This window comes from Sodalis sp. RH14, from assembly GCF_047324285.1.
In the GTDB taxonomy this organism is placed as follows: Bacteria; Pseudomonadota; Gammaproteobacteria; order Enterobacterales; family Enterobacteriaceae; genus Acerihabitans.
In genome coordinates this window covers 4,522,009-4,544,123 of the sequence record NZ_CP178739.1, presented here as the reverse complement: position 1 = coordinate 4,544,123, position 22,115 = coordinate 4,522,009, and the positions used below count along the sequence as shown (strand labels likewise).

21 protein-coding genes are annotated in these 22,115 nt (G+C 58.6%); 6 read left to right on the top strand and 15 right to left on the bottom strand.

Going from position 1 to position 22,115, the window contains the following annotated elements; genetic code table 11:
* Nucleotides 1-67: 67 nt before the first annotated feature.
* From urtD to urtA, 4 genes are all read right to left on the bottom strand, one after another.
* Nucleotides 68-865 (bottom strand): urea ABC transporter ATP-binding protein UrtD, encoded by a 798-nt coding sequence (gene urtD / locus ACL2XQ_RS20700; protein ID WP_410013800.1) that lies wholly within the window; start codon nucleotides 863-865, stop codon nucleotides 68-70.
* Nucleotides 862-1,938: an urea ABC transporter permease subunit UrtC gene (urtC, locus tag ACL2XQ_RS20695; RefSeq protein WP_410013801.1), complete on the bottom strand. Its 1,077-nt coding sequence runs from the start codon at nucleotides 1,936-1,938 to the stop codon at nucleotides 862-864. The genes urtD and urtC overlap by 4 nt, the downstream gene beginning before the upstream one ends.
* Complete coding sequence (gene urtB, locus ACL2XQ_RS20690) at nucleotides 1,938-3,524, bottom strand: urea ABC transporter permease subunit UrtB (RefSeq protein ID WP_413732069.1); 1,587 nt, start codon at nucleotides 3,522-3,524, stop codon at nucleotides 1,938-1,940. The genes urtC and urtB overlap by 1 nt, the downstream gene beginning before the upstream one ends.
* 145 nt (nucleotides 3,525-3,669) lie before the next feature.
* Nucleotides 3,670-4,938, bottom strand: a complete 1,269-nt coding sequence (urtA, locus tag ACL2XQ_RS20685) for an urea ABC transporter substrate-binding protein (RefSeq protein ID WP_413721289.1) — start codon at nucleotides 4,936-4,938, stop codon at nucleotides 3,670-3,672.
* 437 nt (nucleotides 4,939-5,375) lie between these two features.
* On the opposite strand from urtA, the gene ACL2XQ_RS20680 reads away from it, so the two are divergent.
* The gene (locus tag ACL2XQ_RS20680) at nucleotides 5,376-5,885 is read left to right on the top strand and encodes a ferritin-like domain-containing protein (RefSeq protein WP_410013804.1); all 510 of its coding nucleotides are present in this window, start codon (nucleotides 5,376-5,378) and stop codon (nucleotides 5,883-5,885) included.
* Between the two features lie 317 nt (nucleotides 5,886-6,202).
* On the opposite strand, the gene ACL2XQ_RS20675 is transcribed toward ACL2XQ_RS20680, so the two are convergent.
* Both ACL2XQ_RS20675 and ACL2XQ_RS20670 read right to left on the bottom strand, forming a co-directional pair.
* On the bottom strand, nucleotides 6,203-6,700 hold the full coding sequence (locus tag ACL2XQ_RS20675) for a ferritin-like domain-containing protein (protein WP_410013805.1): 498 nt from the start codon (nucleotides 6,698-6,700) through the stop codon (nucleotides 6,203-6,205).
* A 393-nt stretch (nucleotides 6,701-7,093) separates the two neighbouring features.
* Nucleotides 7,094-8,215 carry an NADH:flavin oxidoreductase gene (locus ACL2XQ_RS20670; RefSeq protein WP_413739634.1) on the bottom strand — a complete coding sequence of 374 codons (1,122 nt, stop codon included), beginning with the start codon at nucleotides 8,213-8,215 and terminating at the stop codon, nucleotides 7,094-7,096.
* Nucleotides 8,216-8,317: 102 nt separating this feature from the next.
* On the opposite strand from ACL2XQ_RS20670, the gene ACL2XQ_RS20665 reads away from it, so the two are divergent.
* Complete coding sequence (locus ACL2XQ_RS20665) at nucleotides 8,318-8,734, top strand: winged helix-turn-helix transcriptional regulator (RefSeq protein ID WP_410013807.1); 417 nt, start codon at nucleotides 8,318-8,320, stop codon at nucleotides 8,732-8,734.
* Nucleotides 8,735-8,783: 49 nt separating this feature from the next.
* On the opposite strand, the gene epmB is transcribed toward ACL2XQ_RS20665, so the two are convergent.
* From epmB to ACL2XQ_RS20645, 4 genes are all read right to left on the bottom strand, one after another.
* On the bottom strand, nucleotides 8,784-9,806 hold the full coding sequence (epmB, locus tag ACL2XQ_RS20660) for an EF-P beta-lysylation protein EpmB (RefSeq protein WP_410013808.1): 1,023 nt from the start codon (nucleotides 9,804-9,806) through the stop codon (nucleotides 8,784-8,786).
* A 366-nt stretch (nucleotides 9,807-10,172) separates the two neighbouring features.
* Complete coding sequence (locus tag ACL2XQ_RS20655; protein ID WP_410013809.1) at nucleotides 10,173-10,961, bottom strand: fatty acid desaturase family protein; 789 nt, start codon at nucleotides 10,959-10,961, stop codon at nucleotides 10,173-10,175.
* 445 nt (nucleotides 10,962-11,406) lie between these two features.
* Nucleotides 11,407-11,856 carry a DUF421 domain-containing protein gene (locus tag ACL2XQ_RS20650; protein WP_410013810.1) on the bottom strand — a complete coding sequence of 150 codons (450 nt, stop codon included), beginning with the start codon at nucleotides 11,854-11,856 and terminating at the stop codon, nucleotides 11,407-11,409.
* 10 nt (nucleotides 11,857-11,866) lie between these two features.
* Nucleotides 11,867-12,388, bottom strand: a complete 522-nt coding sequence (locus ACL2XQ_RS20645) for a hypothetical protein (protein WP_410013811.1) — start codon at nucleotides 12,386-12,388, stop codon at nucleotides 11,867-11,869.
* 355 nt (nucleotides 12,389-12,743) lie between these two features.
* Between ACL2XQ_RS20645 and ACL2XQ_RS20640 the strand changes: the two genes are divergently transcribed.
* Nucleotides 12,744-13,070 carry a glucose PTS transporter subunit EIIB gene (locus ACL2XQ_RS20640; protein ID WP_413721287.1) on the top strand — a complete coding sequence of 109 codons (327 nt, stop codon included), beginning with the start codon at nucleotides 12,744-12,746 and terminating at the stop codon, nucleotides 13,068-13,070.
* A gap of 62 nt (nucleotides 13,071-13,132) precedes the next feature.
* On the opposite strand, the gene ACL2XQ_RS20635 is transcribed toward ACL2XQ_RS20640, so the two are convergent.
* The 4 genes from ACL2XQ_RS20635 to ACL2XQ_RS20620 all read right to left on the bottom strand — a co-directional run bounded on the left by ACL2XQ_RS20635 (nucleotide 13,133) and on the right by ACL2XQ_RS20620 (nucleotide 18,068).
* Entirely contained in the window at nucleotides 13,133-14,785 is a 1,653-nt protein-coding gene (locus tag ACL2XQ_RS20635; protein ID WP_413727786.1) for an ABC transporter permease, read from the bottom strand.
* A gap of 8 nt (nucleotides 14,786-14,793) precedes the next feature.
* Nucleotides 14,794-15,726, bottom strand: coding sequence for an ABC transporter substrate-binding protein (locus tag ACL2XQ_RS20630; RefSeq protein ID WP_410016741.1), 933 nt, complete (start codon nucleotides 15,724-15,726; stop codon nucleotides 14,794-14,796).
* A gap of 71 nt (nucleotides 15,727-15,797) precedes the next feature.
* Entirely contained in the window at nucleotides 15,798-16,490 is a 693-nt protein-coding gene (locus tag ACL2XQ_RS20625) for an ABC transporter ATP-binding protein (RefSeq protein WP_413721285.1), read from the bottom strand.
* A 297-nt stretch (nucleotides 16,491-16,787) separates the two neighbouring features.
* Complete coding sequence (locus ACL2XQ_RS20620) at nucleotides 16,788-18,068, bottom strand: Gfo/Idh/MocA family protein (RefSeq protein WP_413727787.1); 1,281 nt, start codon at nucleotides 18,066-18,068, stop codon at nucleotides 16,788-16,790.
* A 158-nt stretch (nucleotides 18,069-18,226) separates the two neighbouring features.
* Here ACL2XQ_RS20620 and ACL2XQ_RS20615 point away from each other — a divergent pair, with 158 nt between their 5' ends.
* Entirely contained in the window at nucleotides 18,227-19,795 is a 1,569-nt protein-coding gene (locus ACL2XQ_RS20615) for a hypothetical protein (protein WP_413721283.1), read from the top strand.
* Nucleotides 19,796-20,102: 307 nt separating this feature from the next.
* Here the strand turns inward: ACL2XQ_RS20615 and ACL2XQ_RS20610 are convergent, their stop codons facing one another.
* Nucleotides 20,103-20,450, bottom strand: coding sequence for a helix-turn-helix domain-containing protein (locus ACL2XQ_RS20610; RefSeq protein WP_413721282.1), 348 nt, complete (start codon nucleotides 20,448-20,450; stop codon nucleotides 20,103-20,105).
* A gap of 613 nt (nucleotides 20,451-21,063) precedes the next feature.
* Here ACL2XQ_RS20610 and ACL2XQ_RS20605 point away from each other — a divergent pair.
* Nucleotides 21,064-21,702 (top strand): RpiB/LacA/LacB family sugar-phosphate isomerase, encoded by a 639-nt coding sequence (locus tag ACL2XQ_RS20605; RefSeq protein WP_410013818.1) that lies wholly within the window; start codon nucleotides 21,064-21,066, stop codon nucleotides 21,700-21,702.
* Between the two features lie 77 nt (nucleotides 21,703-21,779).
* Entirely contained in the window at nucleotides 21,780-22,109 is a 330-nt protein-coding gene (locus tag ACL2XQ_RS20600; protein WP_410013819.1) for a DHCW motif cupin fold protein, read from the top strand.
* The last annotated feature ends 6 nt before the right edge of the window (nucleotides 22,110-22,115 follow it).

The following is a 22,115-nucleotide window of genomic DNA, read 5'->3' as shown; positions in this document are numbered from 1 at the left end:
AGTAACCCTGGCCTGATAACCGGCGCCGATGCGCGATATCCTCCCGCGCATCATCACGCTCATCAGCTCACCGCCCCAGGTAGACTTCAATCACCTGCTCGTTGGCCTGCACTTCGCGCAGCGACCCCTCGGCCAGCACCTGCCCCTGGTGCAGCACGGTGACATGATCGGCGATGGTTTCCACAAAACCCATATCATGCTCCACCACCATGAGCGAATGTTTACCGGCAAGCGAGCGGAACAGCTCGGCGGTATAGGCGGTTTCAGCATCGGTCATGCCGGCGGCCGGCTCGTCAAGCAGCAGCAGGTGCGGGTCTTGCACCAAGAGCATGCCGATTTCAAGAAACTGTTTTTGGCCGTGGGACAGCAGGCCCGCCGGGCGCCGGCGCAGCGGTGCGAGACGCAGCGTGGCGAGCATGGCGTCGATGCGATCGCGCTGTTCATCGCTCAGCTTATGGCGCAGGCAGGCCCAAACCGATTTATCGGTTTTCAGCGCCAGCTCCAGGTTTTCAAATACCGTCAGCGCCTCGAATACCGTCGGCTTCTGGAATTTACGGCCGATGCCGGCCTGGGCGATTTGCACCGGGCTAAGCCGCGCCAGGTCGATATGCTGATCGTAAATGGCGCTGCCGCTCTGCGGACGGGTTTTACCGGTAATCACATCCATCAGGGTGGTTTTGCCCGCGCCGTTGGGGCCGATAATGCAGCGCAATTCGCCCACGCCTATCTGCAGCGACAGGTCGGTAAGGGCGCGGAAACCGTCGAAGCTGACGTTGATATTGTCCAGCGTCAACACCGGATCGCGCCGCAGGCGATGGATATCGGCGGGATAGGCCTGCGTCAGCAGGTCGTCCGGCGCGTTCATTCGGGCCGCCTTTTGCGCAGCAGGCCGATAACGCCCTGCGGCAACAGCAGCGTCACCAGGATAAACATCAGCCCCAGGAACAATTGCCAGTACTCCGGCATGGCCATGGTAAACCAGCTCTTGGCGCCGTTGACGATGCCGGCGCCGAGCAGCGGCCCCACCAGCGTGCCGCGGCCGCCCAGCGCCACCCATATGGCCGCCTCGATGGAGTTGGTTGGCGACATTTCACCCGGGTTGATGATACCCACCTGCGGCACGTACAGGGCGCCCGCCAGGCCGCACAGCACCGCCGACAGCGTCCAGACGAACAGCTTGAACCCCTTCGGGTCGTAGCCGCAGAATATCAGCCGGTTTTCCGCATCGCGCACCGCCGTCAGCACCCGGCCGAATTTACTGCGCGCCAGGGCGAATCCCAGCAGCAGGCTCGCCGCCAGTAGCAGCACGGTGACCAGGAACAGGCCCACCCGGGTGGTGGTGGCGGTTACCTGGAATCCCAATAAGGTGGTAAAACCGGTAAAACCGTTATTGCCGCCGAAGCCGGTTTCGTTGCGAAAAAACAGCAGCATCGCGGCATAGGTCAGCGCCTGGGTCATAATGGAAAAATAGACCCCTTTGATTTTGGAGCGAAAGGAAAAGTAGCCGAACACCAACGCCAGCAGGCCGGGGGCCAGCATAATCAGGCACAACGCCCAGGCAAAGTGCTGGGTGCCGGCCCAGAACCAGGGCAGCTCGCTCCACGATAAAAAGGACATAAACGCCGGCAGGCCGTCTCCCGCGGCCTGGCGCATCAGGTACATGCCCATGGCGTAACCGCCGAGGGCAAAAAACAGCCCATGCCCGAGGGACAGCAGCCCGGCATAACCCCAGACCAGATCCAGCGCGATGGCCACCACGGCGTAGCACAGGATTTTGCCCACCAGGGTCAGGGTATAGGTGGAGATATTCAGCGGATGCGCCGCGGGCAGCAGGGCCAGCAGCGGCAGGATAACCAGCGCGATAAAAACCAGCGCGCCCAGGATCATGGCGGTGCGGGGCGCCTTTTGCAGGCCGGTGAGGGTTAAGGGTTGGCTCATCAGTCAATGACCCTGCCTTTGACGGCGAACAGTCCCTGGGGACGTTTTTGGATAAACAGCACGATAAGCGCCAGGATCAGGATCTTGCCCAGCACGGCGCCGATTTCGGGTTCGAGGATTTTGTTGACGATGCCCAGCCCGAACGCCGCCGCCACGGTGCCCGCCAACTGGCCGACCCCGCCCAGCACCACCACCAGGAACGAATCGATAATATATCCCTGGCCCAGCTCGGGGCCGACGTTGCCAAGCTGGGACAACGCCACGCCGCCCAGGCCGGCAATGCCGGAACCCAGGCCGAAGGCCAGCATATCCACCCGGCCGGTCGGCACGCCGCAGCAGGCGGCCATGGCCCGGTTCTGGGTTACCGCGCGGATATGCATGCCCAGCCGGGTTGTATTCAGCAGCAGCCAGCACAGCGCCAGCACGCACAGCACGAACAAGATGACCGCCAGGCGGTTGTAGGGCAGCACCAGGTTAGGCAGCAGCTGGATGCCGCCGGAGAGCCAGCCGGGGTTGGCGACGCTGACGTTTTGCGCGCCGAACAGCATGCGCACCCCCTGGATCAGCACCAGGCTGATGCCCCAGGTCGCCAGCAGCGTTTCCAGCGGGCGACCGTATAAATGACGGATTACGGTGCGTTCAAGCAGCATGCCGATAACGCCGGTAACGGCGAAGGCCGCCGGCAGGGCCGCCAGCGGGTAGAGCGGCAGCAGTCCCGGCGCGTAGTGCTCCATAAGCTGCTGCACCAGATAAGTGGCGTAGGCGCCCAGCATCAGCATCTCGCCGTGCGCCATGTTAATCACCCCCAGCAGGCCGTAGGTAATGGCCAGGCCCAGCGCCGCCAGCAGCAGTATCGAGCCCAGGGACAAGCCGGTAAAAGCCTGTCCGAGCAGGTCGCCTATCATCAGCCGGCGCTGAACCTGCTTGAGGCTTTTCAGCGCCGCCGCGCGTACTTGGGCCTCGGGTTCGGCGCTCTCCTGCGTCAGCGCCTGCAGACGTACCTGGACATCGGGATCGCCCGATTCGCCGAGCAGCGTGACCGCCTGCAGCCGCACCTCGGGCCGGGGATCGGCCAGTTGCAGATTGGCCAGGGCAATCTGCAGCGCGTCATGCACCCGCGGGTCTTTTTCCAGCGGTAAACGGGCCTGCAGCAGCGGCAACTGGTCGGCCTGCGCTTCGCGCTGGAGCGCAGTGGCGGCCTGTAGCCGTATGCGGGCATCGTCGCTGACCAACTGGTGAACGGACAAGGCGGTGGCGATAAGGTTGCGCAGGCGGTTATTCAGCCAGACTTTCTTGACGCCGCCGGTGGGCGCGGCGTCGCCTTCCATCGGCGTCAGCGTGGTGCCCTGCTGGATAAAGGGTTTGCCGGCGGCGTCGATCACCATGGTCTCCTGGCGCAATGCCTGCAGCAGCGGCAGACGGGCGGCATCCGGCGCGCTTGACCACGCCTGGAGTAATTTCGCCTGATCGGCGCGGCTGGCCGCCGCAAAATCGGCGGCGGGGCCGGCCAGAGCCAAGGCCGGCAGACATAGGCATAAGGCCACGCCGAGGCCGAACCTTCGCAATAATAATGATAGATAGCGCATATTTTTCGTCCCGTGCTGCGTCAAAAACAGAGGGCGCCTCTGCCGCCTCAGGCGTTTGAAGCGGGTAGGGCGGGCGCGAAGAGTAGAGCGCGGCCCGGCCCCGGTTTCCGTGTTTACACCTGGCCCGCCCTATCCGTAAGCCCTTTTACTGGGTGCTTTTGACCGGATGATCGGGTTTTTTATCGTTGCCGGCGATAAAGGGACTCCAGGGCTGCGCGCGCACCGGCCCTTCGGTTTGCCATACCACGTTAAACTGGCCGTCGGACTCGATCTCGCCAATCATCACCGGTTTATGCAGATGGTGATTGGTCTGATCCATGGTCAGGGTAAAGCCGGACGGGGCGGCGAAGGTTTGCCCGGCCATCGCCGCGCGCACCTTATCCACATCGGTGGACTTGGCCTTCTCCACCGCCTGCGCCCACATATGGATGCCGACATAGGTGGCTTCCATCGGGTCGTTGGTGACCACGGTATCGGCGTTGGGCAGATGGTGGGACTTGGCGTAGGCTTTCCATTGCGCGACGAATTTCTTATTGGTGGGATTATCCACCGACTGGAAATAGTTCCAGGCCGCCAGGTTGCCGACCAGCGGTTTGGTGTCGATGCCGCGCAGTTCCTCCTCGCCCACCGAAAAGGCTATTACCGGCACATCGGTCGCCTTGATGCCCTGGTTGGCCAGCTCTTTATAAAAAGGAACGTTGGAATCGCCGTTGATGGTGGAAATCACCGCGGTTTTACCGCCGGCGGAGAATTTCTTGATATTGGCCACGATGGTCTGGTAATCGCTATATCCGAACGGGGTATAGACTTCCTCGATATCTTTATCCGCCACGCCCTTAGAATGCAGGAAGGCCCGCAGAATTTTATTGGTCGTACGCGGATAAACATAATCGGTGCCGAGCAGGAAGAAGCGCTTGGCGCCGCCGCCGTCATCGCTCATCAGGTATTCCACCGCCGGGATAGCCTGTTGGTTGGGGGCCGCGCCGGTATAAAACACGTTGGGCGACATTTCCTCGCCTTCATATTGCACCGGGTAAAACAGCAAGCCGTTCAGCTCCTCAAATACCGGCAACACCGATTTGCGCGAGACCGAGGTCCAGCAGCCGAACACCACCGCCACCTTGTCCTGGGTCAGCAACTGCCGGGCCTTTTCCGCGAACAAGGGCCAGTTCGACGCCGGATCAACCACGACCGGCTCCAGCTTTTTACCCAGCACCCCACCCTGGGCATTGATTTCGTCAATGGTCATCAGCGCCACGTCTTTTAACGGCGTTTCCGAGATAGCCATGGTGCCGGATAAGGAATGCATCACGCCGACTTTAATCGTGTCGGCAGCCAGCGCCCCCCAGCTGATCCCCATGCCGATAACCGTGGCGGAGAGGGCGAAGGCTTTCAGTAATTTACGTCGTTGCATGCAATTCACTCCTGAATTTATGAGGATTAACAATGGCCGGCGGGACAGAATGGTTCAAAGCAATCCCCGTGCCAGTTGCGGCGTCGCGGCCCGGCGGCGTTTGCCCGGCTTTTCCCGCGCCGGCGGCGGCGCCTTGCACCAAATACGGGCGCGCGTGCGGCATGGCGGGGCGCCTGGCGCCTTTTCAGGCTGATCACGCACGTTCAGGATTATTTCAGGGCGGCAGGGATCGCCAAAACCGTGCAGAGTCCTTTCTTAGCGACCTTGCGCGCGCATGCCGCGGAGCGAAGGCAAGACGTGCGCGGGGTTTGCGCGCTTCGCTCAATTTATAGCCATGTCACTGGCGCGTTTCATAAGGGAAGCTAAACTGAAAAGGCTATTCGATAACCGATAATTTTCTTATTTCCGCAATGCCGTTATTGATTGAGAGGTGAAAAATGGCCGATTTACATGACAATTATCTGGACTGGCTGCGTGATGCCCATGCCATGGAAGAACAGGCCGAAAGCATGCTGAAACGCATGGCGGGGCGTCTTGAGCACTACCCGGCGCTGGAGGCCCGCATTAAACAGCATATTGATGAAACCATCGAGCAGCAGCGTCTGGTGGAAAGCGTTATTAAACGTTATGATTCATCCAGTTCGACATTTAAGGATATGGCGGGCAAAGTGGCGGCCATGGGCCAGGCGATGGGCGGCATGTTTGCCAGCGATGAAGTGATCAAAGGCGGCATTAGCGGCTATACCTTCGAAAATTTTGAAATTGCCTCCTATACCGCGCTTATCGCCGCGGCACAGGCGGTGGGCGATACCGAAGGGCAACGTATTTTCACGCAGATCCTGGAACAGGAGAAAGCGATGGCCGCCTGGCTGCTGGAACATCTGCCGGAAACCACCCGGCAATTCCTGGCGCGTTCGCAGGCGCCGCATACGGAAGCTAAAAAATAATGGCTTATCCGGCACGATAACGGCCTTAGGCACGGGCAATTATTGCCGGCGTAACCCATACTGCGCTTACGGCGCGGCGCATCGGGTCCCGAAGAATTGTTTTCGCCACTCATCGGGACAACCGGGCCGGAATATTCCAGGCGTCGCGCCGTAAAATACGCTCTTTATGTTGGTTAAAATGCAAAAAACCCGGCAATAAATACCGGGTTTTTGCGCTGATGATATTTACTCAACCTTAAACGAGCCTATTAATGCTATGACCATACAGGGTGAAATGTATTATAAAAATACTTACCTTGTTAACATGCTGATATGGGTTATTTTTTACCGGCATCCGTATTTACTTTAACACTGGCCAGCTTGGATAATTTGATGTCGGTATCTTTTTCTTCCTGCAGCGTTTCGGCCAGCAGGGTTTTAGCCTCGGTATACCCCAGCAGCCCCGCCAGGGTGGCTAACGTGCCGTAGGTGGCGATTTCATAATGTTCAACTTTTTGCGCCGCGGCAATAAGACCTGCATCACGTACCGGGCCTTTTTCAACCTCGTCGATAATTTCCTGGCCTTCTTCCACTAATCCTTCCATTGCCATGCATTTCATACGCTTAATCTTGATATTCGGTGTGACTTCCACCAGTTTATCAATACGCTCGATTTGCCCATGCGTTTGTTCCAGATGAAGCTTAAAGCCATCAATCAGCTGAGGATCGGTAGCGGCCCGGGCCATTTTCGGCAAAGCGCGGGTGATTTGCTTTTCAGCGCTGTATACATCTGAAAGGGCATGGATAAAGAGGTCTTCAAGAGTCTTGATATTCATCGGGCTCACCATCACGTTGTTAGGATTATAGGTATAATCAGCGATGTTAACTTAGTCGGCTGATAATAATAAGCCTAGTATACCGTTGCGAATTAGACAAACCATGAGCGGCGGCCATGGCGATATTTTATATAAAAGTTTATTGTTGCGATTAATATCAAAAGGTTGGCGGGAACAGCCGCATATTATAGGGCTTGTGCGGCGGTAAAAATGGGCGGCATTTATCAGATTAAATTCCCTGGATAAAATACAGAAATGTTCTACCCGATATGCCGGGGTATTAATGCGGCGCGGGTGTTATAAACGACAACAATAAAGGCATAGCGCAGGCATCTTTGCCGGGCGGGGACCGGAAACAACTGGTCGGTCCCCGCGCAACCGCGGGGCCGCCCGCTAAAATAATTCGCCCAACGCCGCGGGGGTGAAATCCGCCATATTCCCCGTATCGCCGGCGCGCACCTTGGCCGCCCAGTGCGGGTCGCTTATCAACGCACGCCCGACCGCTATCAGGTCAAACTCATTGCGCTCCAGCCGCCCGATGAGATTATCCAATCCGACCGGGCTGGCGTTTTCCCCGCTAAAGCTGCCGATAAAATCCCCGGACAAACCCACGGAACCCACGCTGATGGTGGCGGCGCCGGTCAATTTTTTCGCCCAGCCGGCGAAGTTAAGCCCGTTTTCCCCATCCTGCTCCGGGAATTCAGGTTGCCAGAAACGCCGTTGCGAGCAGTGCAGCACGTCGGCGCCCGCTTCCACCAGCGGTACCAGCCAATCGGCCATCGCGTCCGGGGTGGTCGCCAGCCTGGCGGCATAATCCTGCTGTTTCCACTGGCTGACGCGCAGGATAATCGGATATTCAGGCCCGACCGCCGCGCGCATTTCCTTTAATACCTCGGCGGCAAAACGGGCGCGCTCTTTAATGGTGGCACCGCCGAAACGATCCGTACGCCGGTTGGTGCCGGACCAGAAGAACTGATCGATGAGATAGCCATGGGCGCCGTGGATCTCAAAAGTATCGAAACCCAGCCGCTTGGCATCGGCAGCCGCCCGGGCATAGGCGGCAAGGGTATCGGCAATGGCCTCGTCGCTCATGATCTCGCCGCGGGGCATATCCGGCGCCGCCAGGCCTGAAGGACTCTCCACCGGCACATCGGGCACCCATTCGGTCTGGAAACTGGCCACCGCGCCCACATGCCACAGCTGCGGTCCCATTTTACCGCCGGCGGCGTGGACTTCATCGATTACCCGTTGCCAGCCGGCCAGCGCGTCCTGGCCATGGAAAAACGGCACGTTCGGATCGTTCCTGGCCGCCGGCCGGTCGATTGCCGTACCTTCCGACAGGATCAGCCCCACTTCGGCTTCGGCGCGGCGGCGGTAGTAGGCGGCTACGTTATCCCCCGGCACTCCGTCAGGTGAAAACGAGCGGGTCATGGGGGCCATGACGATACGGTTTTTCAATACCAGCGATTTTATTCGCAAAGGCTGGAACAGGATATCGACTTGCGGTGCGCGCATACAGATCATCTCCGGTTAACGTGAAGCTTTTGATGGTATATTATGTATACTGCGAGTCAATCAGGCACTTTGACGCTACCAGGTAGCCAAAAGGAAACCACCATGTCGGAAGTTGAAGACACCGCCATCCGCTATGCCGGCGACAGCGCCGTGCCGGGAGAGCACTGTCCGGTTTTTTCCGCGGCGCATTGCCCAAGCCGCATGCTGCTCGACCAGATTGCGGATAAGTGGTCGGTGCTGATTCTGGCCGCCCTGTGCGCCGGGCCGTTGCGTTTCAACGTTATCAAACGCCGTCTTGATGGTATTACGCAAAAGGCGCTGACCCAGAGTTTGCGGCGTCTGGAGCGCAACGGCATCGTGGCGCGGCGCGTTATTACCGCCTCGCCCATCGCGGTGGAGTATCAAATCACGCCCCTGGGTCATACGCTAAAACAGCCTTTCCAGGCGCTGCACCAATGGACGGTGGAGTACCTGCCCGAAGTGGAGCGCGCGCGGGCCACGTTCGACCACAATAGCTAATACGCGCCGCCGCAGGGCGGATTGATAACATCCCCATGCGCGCGTCTGTTCAGGACGGCGGCGTGAGAGACAGCGGTATCTTGCTGGGCATTCCGCTGATTTCGCGCGTCAGCCGGGGCACCAGATAGCCGGAAACCTTGGTGGATAGCGTACTGACAATGCGCCTGGCTTCGTCGTCGCCCACCATAAAATGCGCCGCGCCCGCGACCTTATCCAGCGCAAAAAGATAGTAGGGCAGGATACCGGCGTTAAACAGCCGGTTGCTTAACGCCGCCAGGATATCGGCGCTGTCATTGACGCCGCGCAGCAGGACGCTCTGGTTAAGCAGTGTCACCCCGGCGTTGCGCAGCCTGCCCATGGCGCCGTCAACGTCGGCGTCGATCTCATTGGCATGGTTGATATGCGTCACCATAATCGCCTGCAGCCGCGAAGCGGCCAGCATCCGGCATAATTGCTCCGTAATGCGCGCCGGTATCACCACCGCCAGCCTGCTGTGGATGCGCAGGCGCCGGATATGGGGAATGGCCTGGAGTTCGTCGGCCAGCCAGGCCAGTTCATGATCCCTGGCCATCAGCGGATCGCCGCCGGAAAAGATAATTTCATCGATCTGCGGATGCGCCCGGATATAGGCTAAGGCGTTACGCCAGTTAGCCTTGTTACCGCTGTTTTCCGGGTAGGGGAAATGGCGGCGAAAGCAATACCGGCAGTTGATGGCGCAGCCGCCTTTCACCAGCAACAGCGCCCGGTTGCGGTATTTATGCAACAGCCCCGGCATCACGCAGTCATGCTCGCCGAGCGGGTCGGCGACATAGCCCGGCGTGACGATAAATTCGTCCGCCGCGGTGATAACCTGCCGCAGCAAGGGGTCGTGTTCATTACCCTTTTCCATGCGGTTGACAAAACCGCGTGGCACCCGCAGCGGGAAAAGACGGCGCGCCGGCCGGCCTTGCCGCAGACGGGGATTATCGCTTAGCCCCAGTAATGATAATAATTCATCAGGATCCGAAATAACCTCGGATAATTGTTTTTGCCAGTCGTCCGCGGAAGATATGGCCTTAAAAGGTCTATTCACTGTTTTTTCTTTATATGTAAGCTAACGATTTATTAGTTATTGTAATTAATGAATTGGGTTAATTAACGGATGGCCGCGAAAAAAATCCCCGCATGGGTTATATCACCGCGCCATAACGGTTCAAGATGGCCCGGCCACTACGGCGGTGACCGCGTTTTTCAGCGTGGGGATAAGTCATGGCCGGCCATCTTAATTTTCTTTTAGATTAACGTGTTTTTTTAACGATGGAAAGTCGTCTTTATTAGCGGATGAGATGAACCCACGCCAAACTATAGGAATTTGGTTCAAAATATGCAGCAATATAAATTCCTATTTATTTACGACTGGGCTTTATGGGCGCCGGCGACATCGCCGCGCGTATACGGCTTATCGGCGACGCGGGCGTGGCCAGGCCTGCCTGATGATATGCCGGTAAAACGCCGGGTAGGAATCGCTGTAATAACGCAGGTCCCCCTTAATTTGCCGGTGCACCCGCGCCAGTTGTTCCATGGGTAATGAGGGGAAGCGGTGGTGTTCAACGTGATAATTATTGCCGTTGGTATACCAGCTGATCAGCGGATGGGCCTGGATGGTGCGGGTATTGTCGCAAACCCGCACGCTGGACTTATCGCAGCCGTAATGTTCGGGTAATTCTATTAAGCTATGGATGGGGGCGGCGAAAAACAGCAGAGGAAGCAGCCAGCACTGGATAAAAATATCACTGCCGGCCGCCAGCGATGCGCCGGCGGCGGTAAAAAAAATCCCGCCCATCAGAAGATATTCGTTGCGCAGGATGTGGGGGTTACTGGTCGCGATTTTTACCGGAAAGGGACGTCTTTTTACGGCGTGGATAAACTTCATTAATTGTGAATAAAAATGATTTAACATAAAAAAAATGCTAATCCTATCCCACAGCCGCGGCGGGGAGCGTAGATCGTGTTTAAAAAATTCCTCGTCATCCGCCCGGCCGAGCGCCCGGTGATGAAACAGATGACTGTCGCGATAGGCTGAATATGAGACCAGCATCGGCAATCCCAGCAGAAATCCGGCGCCATGATTGGCTTTTCTGGAGCGGAAACCGGTATGGTGCAGCGCCTGATGCTGCAATTCCACGCCATGGGCAAATCCCATCCCCAGCAGCAATTGCAGGAGCAGCCGGATGGGCCAGCGGTCCACGGACACAATGCCGTAAACGCATAAGCCTAACCAGCAGGCCCATAATGAAAACTTCGCTGAATAAATAACAAACCATTTAATAGGCTTGCTTTTATACTCTCTTAATATTGCATGCGATATTGCGTTTTTATCCATAAAACGTTTCCCCCGGCGATCACGGATGTTATTAAATGACAAAATAACATCAGAAATAATTTAAAATATTAAACAGGCAGCGATATGAGGACGAGAATACGGTTGCCAGAAGTTATATAACAATATATATTCGCCGGCTGTCAATACGCTATGATGAAAATGATTTAGCATGACTGATTGATAAAAAGTTAATTTTATTTAAATATAATAAAATTATAAAAATAATATTTATACGTGGCTATGCCGCCGTGAGTCACGGCGGGGTGAGATAAACGCGGCGGGAGAGGGATATTAGCCGGCGGCCACGGATTTATGACTCTTTTTTCGGAATAATGGTGATTTTGCCGTTTTGCTCCAAAATGGCATAACGAATCTGGTCCAGGTCCAGGATGCCGTCCGATTTGCGCGCGCTGGTCAGCAGATCGTCATGGGAAATCTTGGTCCGCTTGAGGCGCAGCTCCAGCACCTTGCCGTCATCCACCAGCAGCAGCGGCGGCCCGTCGGCGGCCAGCCAGACAATATGGTATTTATCCTTCAGCCAGGAAAGCACCAAATCAAGGCTTATCAGGGTAACGATGGAAATCGTGGCGCCGATCACCGAAAAATCCTCGCCCAGGATCGCCTGTTGGCAGGCTTCGCTGATAATCAGCAGCAAAATAAAATCGAAACTGTTCATTTCAAGCAACGTGCGTCTGCCCGATATGCGAAAGACCACGATCAGGATCAGGTAAATAAAGGCCGCTCTTAATACCATATCCATGATGTTCTCCCTAAGGATAAACTAATTGGTTAAACGTTATTTTTTCATTATCGGAAAGTGCGATGGTATTGGTGAAGTAGCCCATTTTATTTGGTTTTAGGGTGACGTAAATACTGTGCCAGCCGTCTTTTTTGGCGATCGGCTGGGTTAATGTCAGGGCGTTATCGTTGATAATCGACACATCGGGGGTGGGTTGGATAAACTCGATATCGTAATTATCGAGGATATCGCCGCGCAGGACGGCGGTAAGCTGGTTTTCTTTATTGATTTTTATGCGGATTATAAAATGAGTCTCCGTGCTGTTACGGGCGAAGCGGTCATATTCAAGGATCATATTGCCCCCGGCTGATTGCGCGGATGCATTGCTGAGTACGCCTTGGGAAAACAGTCCCAGGCAGGCCGCGGCAATAAAAATAAACAGCAGCACAAAGCCGAGATTCTGCATTCTCCAGGCGAAAAGCTGGAAGCGCATATTTTCCTTGACCGGATAATGCCTGCTGCGATAGTCGTCGGGTAAGTGGTCGTTATCCATTTCCGTTACCTCGAAAGCCGATAGATAAAGAAGATAGCCAGGTTACCTGCTCGTTTAACCTTCTGAAAAGTATAGGCGTAAAAAAATAACGGCGGCTGAAAATAACGCCTGCGGGCGAGATGCGCGCGGCGCGGCAGGGCCCGGCAGCCGGCGCCAGACGGCGGAAAACGTATGGGGATCACATTTTTCCAAGCCGGTGGCGATAAAAGAGGAATGGGATATGAATCACGCTTTGCGCCAACCCGGCATCGCGGTAGGATATGCCGGTGCAGCAGTGGTTTTTCCGGGTATGTGCGGCGGGTTACGGATTCACGTCCGCCTTGTGCCTGTCGATATCTTTTATAAGGATACCAGAATGGTCAATATCAAAGAGTTTATGCGTGTTTTTAAAGAAAAATTGACGCACCAGCATAACGTTGCCCCGCGTGATCCGGATATTGCCTCTTTGATTAGCGCCTTGGGCGAGCAGGAAAACATTGTGGATGTCGATGCCTGTATTACTCGGCTGCGGGTTAAGGTCAAGGATCTGGGCAAGGTCAATACCGGCCAGATCCAGCATCTGGGCGCGCTCGGCGTCGTGGTTATCGGCCAGGAGGTGCAGGCTATCTTCGGCCGCCAGTCCGATAACCTGCGCCGTGAGCTGGCGGAACGCTTCGGCCTGGAAAGCAGCCAGGAAAAGTAAGCCCCGCTTTCACCCCTGCATGTTCCCGCGCGGCGGCGGGCGGGACGTTGCCCCACGCAGGCCTAGCGGCGCGGACGCTGTAACAGCGCCAGCGCCGTCAGCATGACCACCATGCTTAACAGCATGGCGATACTGGCCATGGCCATGCCGTCGCCTACCGAACCTTGCTCGAACTGGCGCCAGATAAATACCGATACCGTTTGCACCCCGGGCGGCGCCAGCAACAACGAGGTCACCAGTTCCCTGGACGCGACGGCAAATACCATCAGCATCGCGGCCAGCAGCGCGGGAAATACCAGCGGCAGCACGATATAGCGCAATGCCCGCGCGGCGCTGGCGCCGTGCACCCTGGCCGCCGGCTCCAGGCTGGATCCGAGCTGGCGCAGCGCGGCTCCCGTATAGCGCACCGGGTAAGGCAACAGCAGGCAACTGTAGGCCAGCAGCAGGATAACCCAACTATCATAAGGCGTTACCGGCCAGAAACGCCGGTTCCAGGCCAGGATCAGGCCGACGCCCACCACCACGCCCGGCAGCGCGGCCGGCAGCAGCGACAGCGCGTCGATACAGGCCGTGGCGCGGCCTCGGGTGCTGTTGATAAGCCAGGCCACCATCAATCCCACCAGACCGGTAAACAGCGCGGTGCCGAGCGCCAGGCCCAGGCTGGTGGCCAGTGCGTCGGCCGCCTCGCCGTGCTGCGCGAAGAGATTGCCGAAATGGCGCAGCGTCAGGTTGGCCGGCGTCAGTCCGCCGGATACCGTGGCGGAAAACGCGGTGGCCAGCATGGCGGCCACCGGGGCCGCCACCGCCAGGCCGGCGATCAGGCCGAACAGCACCACCACCGGCCAGCGCCATACGCCGAGCGGCCGCGAGGCGATAGCCGCCGGTTTTCCGCCGGTGATGGCCACGTCACGGCCGCCGGACAGGGTGCGCTGGATGCTGTACGCCGCCAGCGCCAGCGCCACCAGTAATAACGAAAGCAGCGATGCCGAGGTTAAATCAATGGGCCAGTCCGCCAGGCGCCGCTCGATGCCGACGGTCAGCACCGGCGCACCGGCGCGCATGCCCAGGGCGGCGGGCACGCCGTATTCCTCGATGGCCAGGGTAAACGCCAGCAGCAGGCCGGCGAAAATGGCCGGCAGCGCCAGCGGCAGGGTGACCAGGCAAAACGCCCGCCACGGCCCCGCGCCGTGTACCCGCGCCACGTCCGCCAGACGGTGGCCGCCCGCGGCCATGGCGCGCGACACCGCAAAATAGACCACCGGGAAAATCGTCAGCGTCATGACCAGCACCATGCCGGCGCGGCTGAACAGGAGCCGATCTAATTGCAGGCCGGTCAGTTGCTCAAGGTAACCGCGCCGCTGCAACGCCAGCATCCAGGATAAGCCGGCGATATAGGGCGGCGTCAGGAACGGCACCAGGATCAGCACATCCCAGACCCGCGCCAGCGGCACGGCAAACAACCCGCGCAGCGCGCCCAGGGGAATGCCCAGCAGGGCGCAGGCCAGCGCCACGCCCAGGCCGGTTTGCAGCGTGCCGCCGAGCAGCGCGGGCACCTGCGGGTCCCGCCACAGGGCCGGGACCGCGCCAAACGCATGCGCCAGCGAGCCGGCGGCCAGCTGGGGAAAAATGGCCTGCAGCAGCACAAACAGCGCCGGCAGCGCCACCAGCACCAGTAATGCCGCCAGGGTCAGCAGCGGCAGGAAAAAAGCGCGCATCGCAAAGCCTAGCGCTGGCCGAACAGTTTGGCGAACCGGTCGAGCACCTTGTCACGCGTGGCGGGCTGGGCGCCCTGCGCCGGCAGCAGCCGCAAATCGCTGAACAGCGGGCGTTTGGCGCTGATATCGCTGCGCGCGGGCATCAGCCAGGCTTCTGCCACCAGCTGTTGCCCCTCCGGGGAGAGCGCATAATCGATAAAAGCCCTGGCCTGATCGGGCTGCGTGCTGGTTTTCAGGATCATCATCGGACGCGGGGCGATCACCGTGCCGCTGGAGGGGAAAATCACTTTCACCGACTCGCCTTCCTGCACGCTGTTATAGGCGACATAGTCCACCGCGCCGAACACCGCCGCCCTGGCGCCCTGCAGTACCGGCGTCAGCGCCTGGGCATTGGGCCCGGCGATAATCATTCCGTTGTCCTTTAACTGTCCGAACAATGTCCAGGCTTTCTCGCCCAGGGCATTTTGCAGGCCCATCAGCAAATCCAGCGAGGCGCCGGACAGCGCCGGATCGGGGGTGGTCACCTTATCCCTGAATGCCGGCTGCGCCAGGTCCTGCCAGTCATGCGGCTCCGGCGTACCGCTGGCGCTGTTCCAGACGATACCGAGGGCGGAGATGCCCTGCGCCACATAATAGCCGGTTTTAAACTGCGCCGGCACGCTGGCGGCGTTCGGGCTGCCGTAGGCCAGCAGCCATCCCCGTTGTTGCAGTTCTTCCGCGGTATCCCATGAAGCGGAAATCAGGACATCGGCGCGCGGGTTGGCCTGTTCGGCCTCCAGGCGGGCCATGACTTTACCGGTGGTGGCCTGAAAAACATCGACCTTGGTCCCCGATTGCCGCTCATAGCCGGCCGCCAGCTTTTTGGCCAGGGAGCCGGGACCGGCGGTATAGAGGGTCAGCGCCCGGGCGTCGGCGGCCATAAGGGTGGCGGCGGCAATCATGATGGATAAAGCTCCTGTGCTGATACGGCTTAATAAACGGTGGGTGGTCTGCTGCATGTGTTTTCCCCGGTTCAAGTGGCGTGATAATTGACGATGCGCCCCTGCGCCATATGCGCGATATGCTGGGCAAGCTGTTGCGCTTCACCGCGATCGTGGGTGACGTAAACGGCGGTAATGCTGAGCTGCCGGAGCAGGCGGGCCATTTCGCCGCATAACGTTTCGCGCAGTTCGCGGTCGAGATTCGATAGCGGTTCGTCGAACAGCAGGACCCGGGGCTCGGCCACGATGGCCCGGGCCAGGGCCACCCGCTGCTGCTGGCCGCCGGACAGCTCCGACGGCTTGCGTCCGGCGAAGGCGGCCAGGCCGACCCGCTCCAGCGCGTTGTCGACCCGCAGCCGGCGTTCGGCGCGGGCCACCCGGCGCATGCGCAGCGGGAAAGCGACATTTTGCGCCACGCTCATATGCGGCCACAGGGCATAGTCCTGAAACACCATGCCGATATCGCGTTGTTCGGGAAGAATACAGACGCTATGGCTCGCCATCAGCCGCGGGCCGAAATGGATCTCGCCGCGCGCGGGCTGCAGCAGGCCGGCCAGTAATTTCAGCAGAGTGCTTTTACCGCATCCCGAGGGTCCGAGCAGGGCCAGGGTCGTGCCCGCGGGCACATGCAGATGGATATCCTCTAATACGCGCTTGCCGCCAAACTGATGGCTGAGTCCGCTGATGACGATTGGCGTGCCGTCGTTAGCGCCGAGGTTGCGCATGTCGGGCCCCCGGGCGAAACGTCAGGCAAACGGCCGGCGCGCGGCGGCTGGCGGCGGGGATGCTACGGCAATGGCGCTTGGGGGAAAATAGGGCGCGGGACAAACCTTCCGGCGCTGACCGTCGACCGGAAGTTCGCCCCTGCGCTAAGGACAGGCGGGCGTACATAGTATTATCCTCTTTGGGACTTTATCTTCGCTGGAGTATAGAGAGGGAATATGACGGTTTTATTGCCGCAACGGTAAAAACGCCATTCAGGCTTTATCGTTGCGGCCGATAAACGGCAGGGTCCGGCCGGGCTACAGTTTTACCGCCAGATCGCGAATGTGTACCGGCAGTTCAGTGCGCAGCGAGCGGTTGGCGGCAATGCCGGTCAGGATGGACATGGCGCCGTCGCGGTAGCTGGCCGCGCGTTTCAGCGGGTCCGGCGCCGGCGCGCCGAACACATCCGCCAGCATAACCTTATCGCCGCCGCCGTGGCCGCCGGCCAGGAAATCCACCGTAGCGTCATAGGGCGCGGCGAACAAGGGAAATACCCGTATAGAGCAGCTCTCGATAGCGCCTTCCAGCTCTTTTTCGCCGCCGCTGTTCACATAAGACGTTTCCACCAGTTTCATCTCCAGCCGGCCCCGGCTGCCGTTGAACACCACGTTCAGTCCTTCCCACGGCAGGTAGGCGTTCAGGGAATAGGTCATGATGGCCTTGTTTTTATAGCGCACCATCACGCCCATGACATCCTCGATACTGATGCCGTCGTCGAAAACGCTTTTGTCGCGATAATAACCGTCCTCATGTTCGGCGTTGAGGTAAAGCTCGCGCAGCGGTTCGCTTTGATCCATGTGCAGGGCGAAGGGATCTTCGGCCGCCGCCTCGCTGCCGAAGGCGCGGGAATAAAATTGCGCCACCCCCCGGCTTTCGGCGTTATCCTTGCCGTAAAAACGCAGGTCTCCCTGGGCATACACCGTTTCCGGCTCGCTGTTCAGCCAAAAGTTGACCAGGTCGAAATGGTGGGTGGATTTATGCACCAGCAAGCCGCCGCTGTTGCGCTTATCACGGTGCCAGCGGCGGAAATAATCGGCGCCGTGCCGGGTATTCAGCAGCCACTCGAAATGCACCGAAAACACCTCGCCGATAGCGCCGCCGGCAAGCAGTTCGCGGATTTTGCTGTGATGCGGGGCATAGCGGTAGTTAAAGGTCACGCGCAGGCTCTTGCCGGTACGGTTAATGGCGTCGATAATCGCCTGGCATTTTTCCTCGTCGATGGTCATCGGTTTTTCGCTGATAACATCGCACCCCAATTCCATGGCGCGCACGATATAACGATGGTGGGTGCGATCGATAGAGGTGACGATGACGGTATCCGGCCGGGTTTCGGTTATCATGCGATCAAACTCCAGCGCGGTATACATCGGCACGCCGTCGTGGCCCGCCGCGCCGATTAACCGGTTGGCGTATTCCATTCGCGTGCGGTTGGTATCGCAAAAGGCGACAAACGCGCCCCGGGTGCGGTATTCCCCGGCGATAGCCTGCAGATAAAGCCCAGCCCGGCCGCCGGTGCCGACCAATGCATATTTTTTCATGTTATCGTTCTCCCGTATTCCTGGTATTACAGTACATGAGGTCTTGTCTTCTGGTGATTCAACGCTGGAAGTCCGGCCTGTTGACAGGCTAAAGCGGATGCTTTATACCCGCTGGACCGGCCTTGCTGTCTTCGCGCCGCTTGATTAGGGAAAATACCGTGCCGCAACGTCTGCTGGAAATTAACTCCCCGCTTATCTGGCACTGGCCGCATTTCCTGGAAATGGCGGCGGTGATGGAAAAATACCGCTTCACCGGCCTGGTGATTCACCAGCAAAATATCCTGGCGCTGCTGGCCCCGCCCCCGGCCCATTACCAGGGCGCGGATAAAGCCAATCTGCAGCATGAATGGGAAGGCGCGTTGCTCTACCTGCGGCGCGTGAGCGCCTATTGCCGGGCGAGGCGGCTGACGGTGTGGCTGCAGGGCGAGGCCTTTCCGCAGGACGGCCGCATCGAGCATAAATTTCCCGAACTGTCCCTGGCGGACGACGCCGGCCAGGGGGAAAAATTCCTGTATTATTTTTATACCGACGTGGTCAGCGCGTCGCTTGCGCAACTGCCGCTGTTTGACGGACTGATCCTCAGCCTGCAAACGCCGGCGTTTAATGAAACGCAGTGGCACGCGCCGCTGCAATCCCTTCACCTGCAGCTGCGGCGGCAAAATAAAAAACTGGTGCTGCGTGATTACACCGATGACAGCTGGCCCCGCCGGCAGTTGCAGCAAACGCTGGCGCGGCTGCCGCCCGATGTGCGCGCTTCGCTGAAGGCCACGGCGGTGGACTATCGCCCCGGCTTTGCCAATAATCCGGCCATCGGCGCTTTTGAACAGCGCAAAATATGGCTTGATATTGATTTGTGGGGCATTGATTACGGCTGGACCCTGCTGCCCTGCCTGCTGATTGATGAAATCCAGGGCCGGCTGGGGTGGGTGCAAGCGGTGGTTGGCGAGCGGCTGGAGGCCGTTAGCGTGCGTATCAGCTGGGAATGGGTCAACAACGGCTCGCTCCTGGACTCGGTCAATGAAAGCAATCTTTATGGCCTGGCGCGCATGATAAGCGGCGCGCCGCCGGTCGCCGCGGCCACGTTGTTCGACGACTGGCTCGAGACCCGCGGGGTGCGCCCGCCGGACAGCCTCCAGCGCCAGAAACTGCGGCAGCTGTTTTTTACCAGCTATGACTGGATGTGCAAGGCGCCTTATCTGCTGGGGCGGATAATGCATCGCCACAGCCAGATCCCGCAGGATATGGATGACGCGCTGCGGCTGATCCACTCCGACGCCCGCGGCGCCAACTGGAGCCAGTCTTTCCAGCCGCTGTTTCCGGCTGACGATAACGCCGCGGGCCTGGCGCAGCGGGAGCTTAGCCGTCTTGAACGGCAGCAGGCGGAGTTCCTGGCCCGTCATCTGCGGCATATGGCACAGGCGCTTTTGCAGGAAGCCGCTTTGCCGGCCGCCTGGACACGTGACCTGGCGGCGGCCTGGGAACGGGCGGACTGGTATTCGCGCCTGTTCGGCCACGTCCGGCAACTGATCGAGCTGCACTGGTTTATCCATCAATACGGCTGCAGCCGCGCGCTGCGCGCCGAGCTGGATGATGCCGTCGCCGCCGCGGAGCGCTGCGCGGAAAAAACCGATCGCTGGCTTGACGAGAGCGCCGATGCCCATCCCTTTTGCCTCCGCATGATGATGAATCCGGCCCGGCTGTATGCCCTGGCGCATCCGGGGCGTTGATATTGCCCCGACGTGAAGAGGCTAAACGCCTGGCGGGATAAAACCTACCGGCATAATGTCGCTGCCGGCCCGTGCGCCAGGATAAATGGGAAAAATGTGAGGGAGTTCATAAAGTGTTGTGCGTAAATGTGACGATAATCACGCGCGGCGGCGGCAGCAAGGTGATGTCGGCCCGTTAACAGGGGATAAAGCGTGCGCTGGATCACAACCACGCTAAAGGCGCGGAAAACCCGGCCCGTGCCGGCAGAGGCGGTAGCTCCCCGTCGTTGCGCGCCGCGCCGGCGGCGGCAAGAAAGGTCGCGCGTCCTCAGGGCCGCGCCGCAGGGGGATCAAGCCGCCAGCCGCTATCCGCCCAGGTAAATACCATCGGCACCGGCGAAGGCGGGTAGTCGTCATCGGCAAGCAAATGGACCGAGAGCGTCGTGTCGCGATCCGTTAACCGGTTGGTGGCATACAGGATGCGCAGATTGACATCGGCGTCGCGGGGCAGGCGGCGATCGTTGCGTTCCCACTGGGTAATAAAGGCTATTTCCACGCCCAGTTCATGGCCGAGCGACTGGCGGGATAAATTCATCTCATGACGCAGGAAACGCATTTCAGACGACACCAGGGGACCGCGGCGGTTAATTAACTCCAGGGCGATTAAACGATGCAAATCCGCCCCATCCTGAATGGCGGTAGATGTTCTTGTTCCAGTATCTTTATGCTTATAACCGTTAGTTAGCCAGACATTTGATAGTCCACAATCTATATATCGAAACATAAATTTTCCTTGTAATAGAGCATCCTGGTTACTTATGACTTATAAACAAAGATAGTTCTCTTGGCAATACCCGGATAATTCATTGATACATGGCATTTAATAGAAAAGGGATGATATAAAAATAATTTTTTAAATTCAGTGAGCGCTGGGGAAGTATTGTCATTAAAGGGGATAAAGAACCCAAAATCGGCGGTCGCGGTTGTTGCCAATGGGAGGGTATTGTAATTATTTTCATTAATTAAATTATAATTACCTCATAAGCTAATTTGTGCCGGGCCGGGCGCCGCGCGGTAACCGGCGCTTTACGTGACGGCAACGCGGTTTTTGCCAGCGCCGGGATGGCATAATCTAAAATAAAACGGCATTTCATTTTATTGAATAGTGATGCCGGTTTCTTTATCATAACGCCAGGCGGTCAGGTCGCCAGGCTGGCCGCCAAGCGAAGACCGCAGGACATCAACGCATTCTCGCCTCATCCTTTTCACTGACTACGGATAACGCTTTTATGAAAATCGCACTGATTAACGAAAACAGCCAGGCTGCTAAAAATGAGCTTATCGCCGCCACCCTGACCAAGGTGGTCGAGCCGTTGGGTCACCAGGTGTTTAACTACGGCATGTATTCCGCCGACGATAAGGCGACGCTGACCTACGTTCAGAACGGCATCCTGGCCGCGATATTGCTGAACTCCGGCGCGGCGGATTATGTCGTGACGGGCTGCGGAACCGGCGCCGGCGCCATGCTGGCCTGCAATTCCTTCCCGGGCGTGATTTGCGGCCTGGCCATCGATCCCGCCGACGGCTATATGTTTGCCCAGATAAACGACGGCAATGCCATCTCCCTGCCGTTTGCCAAGGGATTCGGCTGGGGCGCGGAGCTGAACCTGCAGTATATTTTCGAAAAGCTGTTTGAAACCGCCGGCGGCCAGGGGTATCCCAAGGAGCGCGTGGTGCCGGAACAGCGGAATAAAAAGATCCTGGATGCGGTGAAAGCGGTGAGCTATCGCGATTTGCTGTCCATCCTGGCCGATCTCGATCAGGATTTGCTGAAGGGCGCCGTCGCCGGGGCCAAATTCAAGGAATATTTCTTTGCCAACTGCCGGGATAAAGCCATTGCCGGCTATATCGAAACACTGGTAGCGTAACGACAGCCCGCCCATCCGGGGCGGGCCGCGGGCGAAATCCGCCTGAAAACGCTTATCCAGGCCCGGGGCTTGACGACATGCAGATAAAAGAGATTCCCTTCGGCACCACGGATTGGTCGCGCGTGGACCCCACGCGCCATGCCGGCGCGCGCGGGGAAGCCCTCTGGCGTACCTGTCATTTCGGCGATATCCGCGTGCGTATGGTGGAATATTCCGCCGGTTACCTGGCCGATCACTGGTGTGTCAAAGGGCATATCCTGTTATGCCTCACCGGCGAGTTGCATACCGAACTGGCGGACGGGCGTATTTTTACGCTGACGCCGGGCAGCAGTTACCAGGTGGCGGATAATGCGGAAGCGCACCGGTCCTATACCGACCGGGGCGCCACCCTGTTTATCGTCGACTGACGGCGC

Bases quoted from the DNA above. Each gene is read 5' to 3' on its own strand.
- ACL2XQ_RS20675 (WP_410013805.1), bottom strand. From the start codon at position 6,700: ATGAATATCAAGACTCTTGAAGACCTCTTTATCCATGCCCTTTCAGAT.
- ACL2XQ_RS20600 (WP_410013819.1), top strand. From the start codon at position 21,780: ATGCAGATAAAAGAGATTCCCTTCGGCACCACGGATTGGTCGCGCGTG.
- ACL2XQ_RS20605 (WP_410013818.1), top strand. From the start codon at position 21,064: ATGAAAATCGCACTGATTAACGAAAACAGCCAGGCTGCTAAAAATGAG.
- ACL2XQ_RS20630 (WP_410016741.1), bottom strand. From the start codon at position 15,726: ATGATTGCCGCCGCCACCCTTATGGCCGCCGACGCCCGGGCGCTGACC.
- urtD (WP_410013800.1), bottom strand. From the start codon at position 865: ATGAACGCGCCGGACGACCTGCTGACGCAGGCCTATCCCGCCGATATC.
- ACL2XQ_RS20640 (WP_413721287.1), top strand. From the start codon at position 12,744: ATGGTCAATATCAAAGAGTTTATGCGTGTTTTTAAAGAAAAATTGACG.
- urtC (WP_410013801.1), bottom strand. From the start codon at position 1,938: ATGAGCCAACCCTTAACCCTCACCGGCCTGCAAAAGGCGCCCCGCACC.
- ACL2XQ_RS20645 (WP_410013811.1), bottom strand. From the start codon at position 12,388: ATGGATAACGACCACTTACCCGACGACTATCGCAGCAGGCATTATCCG.
- ACL2XQ_RS20665 (WP_410013807.1), top strand. From the start codon at position 8,318: ATGTCGGAAGTTGAAGACACCGCCATCCGCTATGCCGGCGACAGCGCC.
- ACL2XQ_RS20635 (WP_413727786.1), bottom strand. From the start codon at position 14,785: ATGCGCGCTTTTTTCCTGCCGCTGCTGACCCTGGCGGCATTACTGGTG.
- urtA (WP_413721289.1), bottom strand. From the start codon at position 4,938: ATGCAACGACGTAAATTACTGAAAGCCTTCGCCCTCTCCGCCACGGTT.
- ACL2XQ_RS20650 (WP_410013810.1), bottom strand. From the start codon at position 11,856: ATGGATATGGTATTAAGAGCGGCCTTTATTTACCTGATCCTGATCGTG.
- ACL2XQ_RS20680 (WP_410013804.1), top strand. From the start codon at position 5,376: ATGGCCGATTTACATGACAATTATCTGGACTGGCTGCGTGATGCCCAT.
- ACL2XQ_RS20620 (WP_413727787.1), bottom strand. From the start codon at position 18,068: ATGAAAAAATATGCATTGGTCGGCACCGGCGGCCGGGCTGGGCTTTAT.
- ACL2XQ_RS20670 (WP_413739634.1), bottom strand. From the start codon at position 8,215: ATGCGCGCACCGCAAGTCGATATCCTGTTCCAGCCTTTGCGAATAAAA.
- ACL2XQ_RS20625 (WP_413721285.1), bottom strand. From the start codon at position 16,490: ATGCGCAACCTCGGCGCTAACGACGGCACGCCAATCGTCATCAGCGGA.
- urtB (WP_413732069.1), bottom strand. From the start codon at position 3,524: ATGCGCTATCTATCATTATTATTGCGAAGGTTCGGCCTCGGCGTGGCC.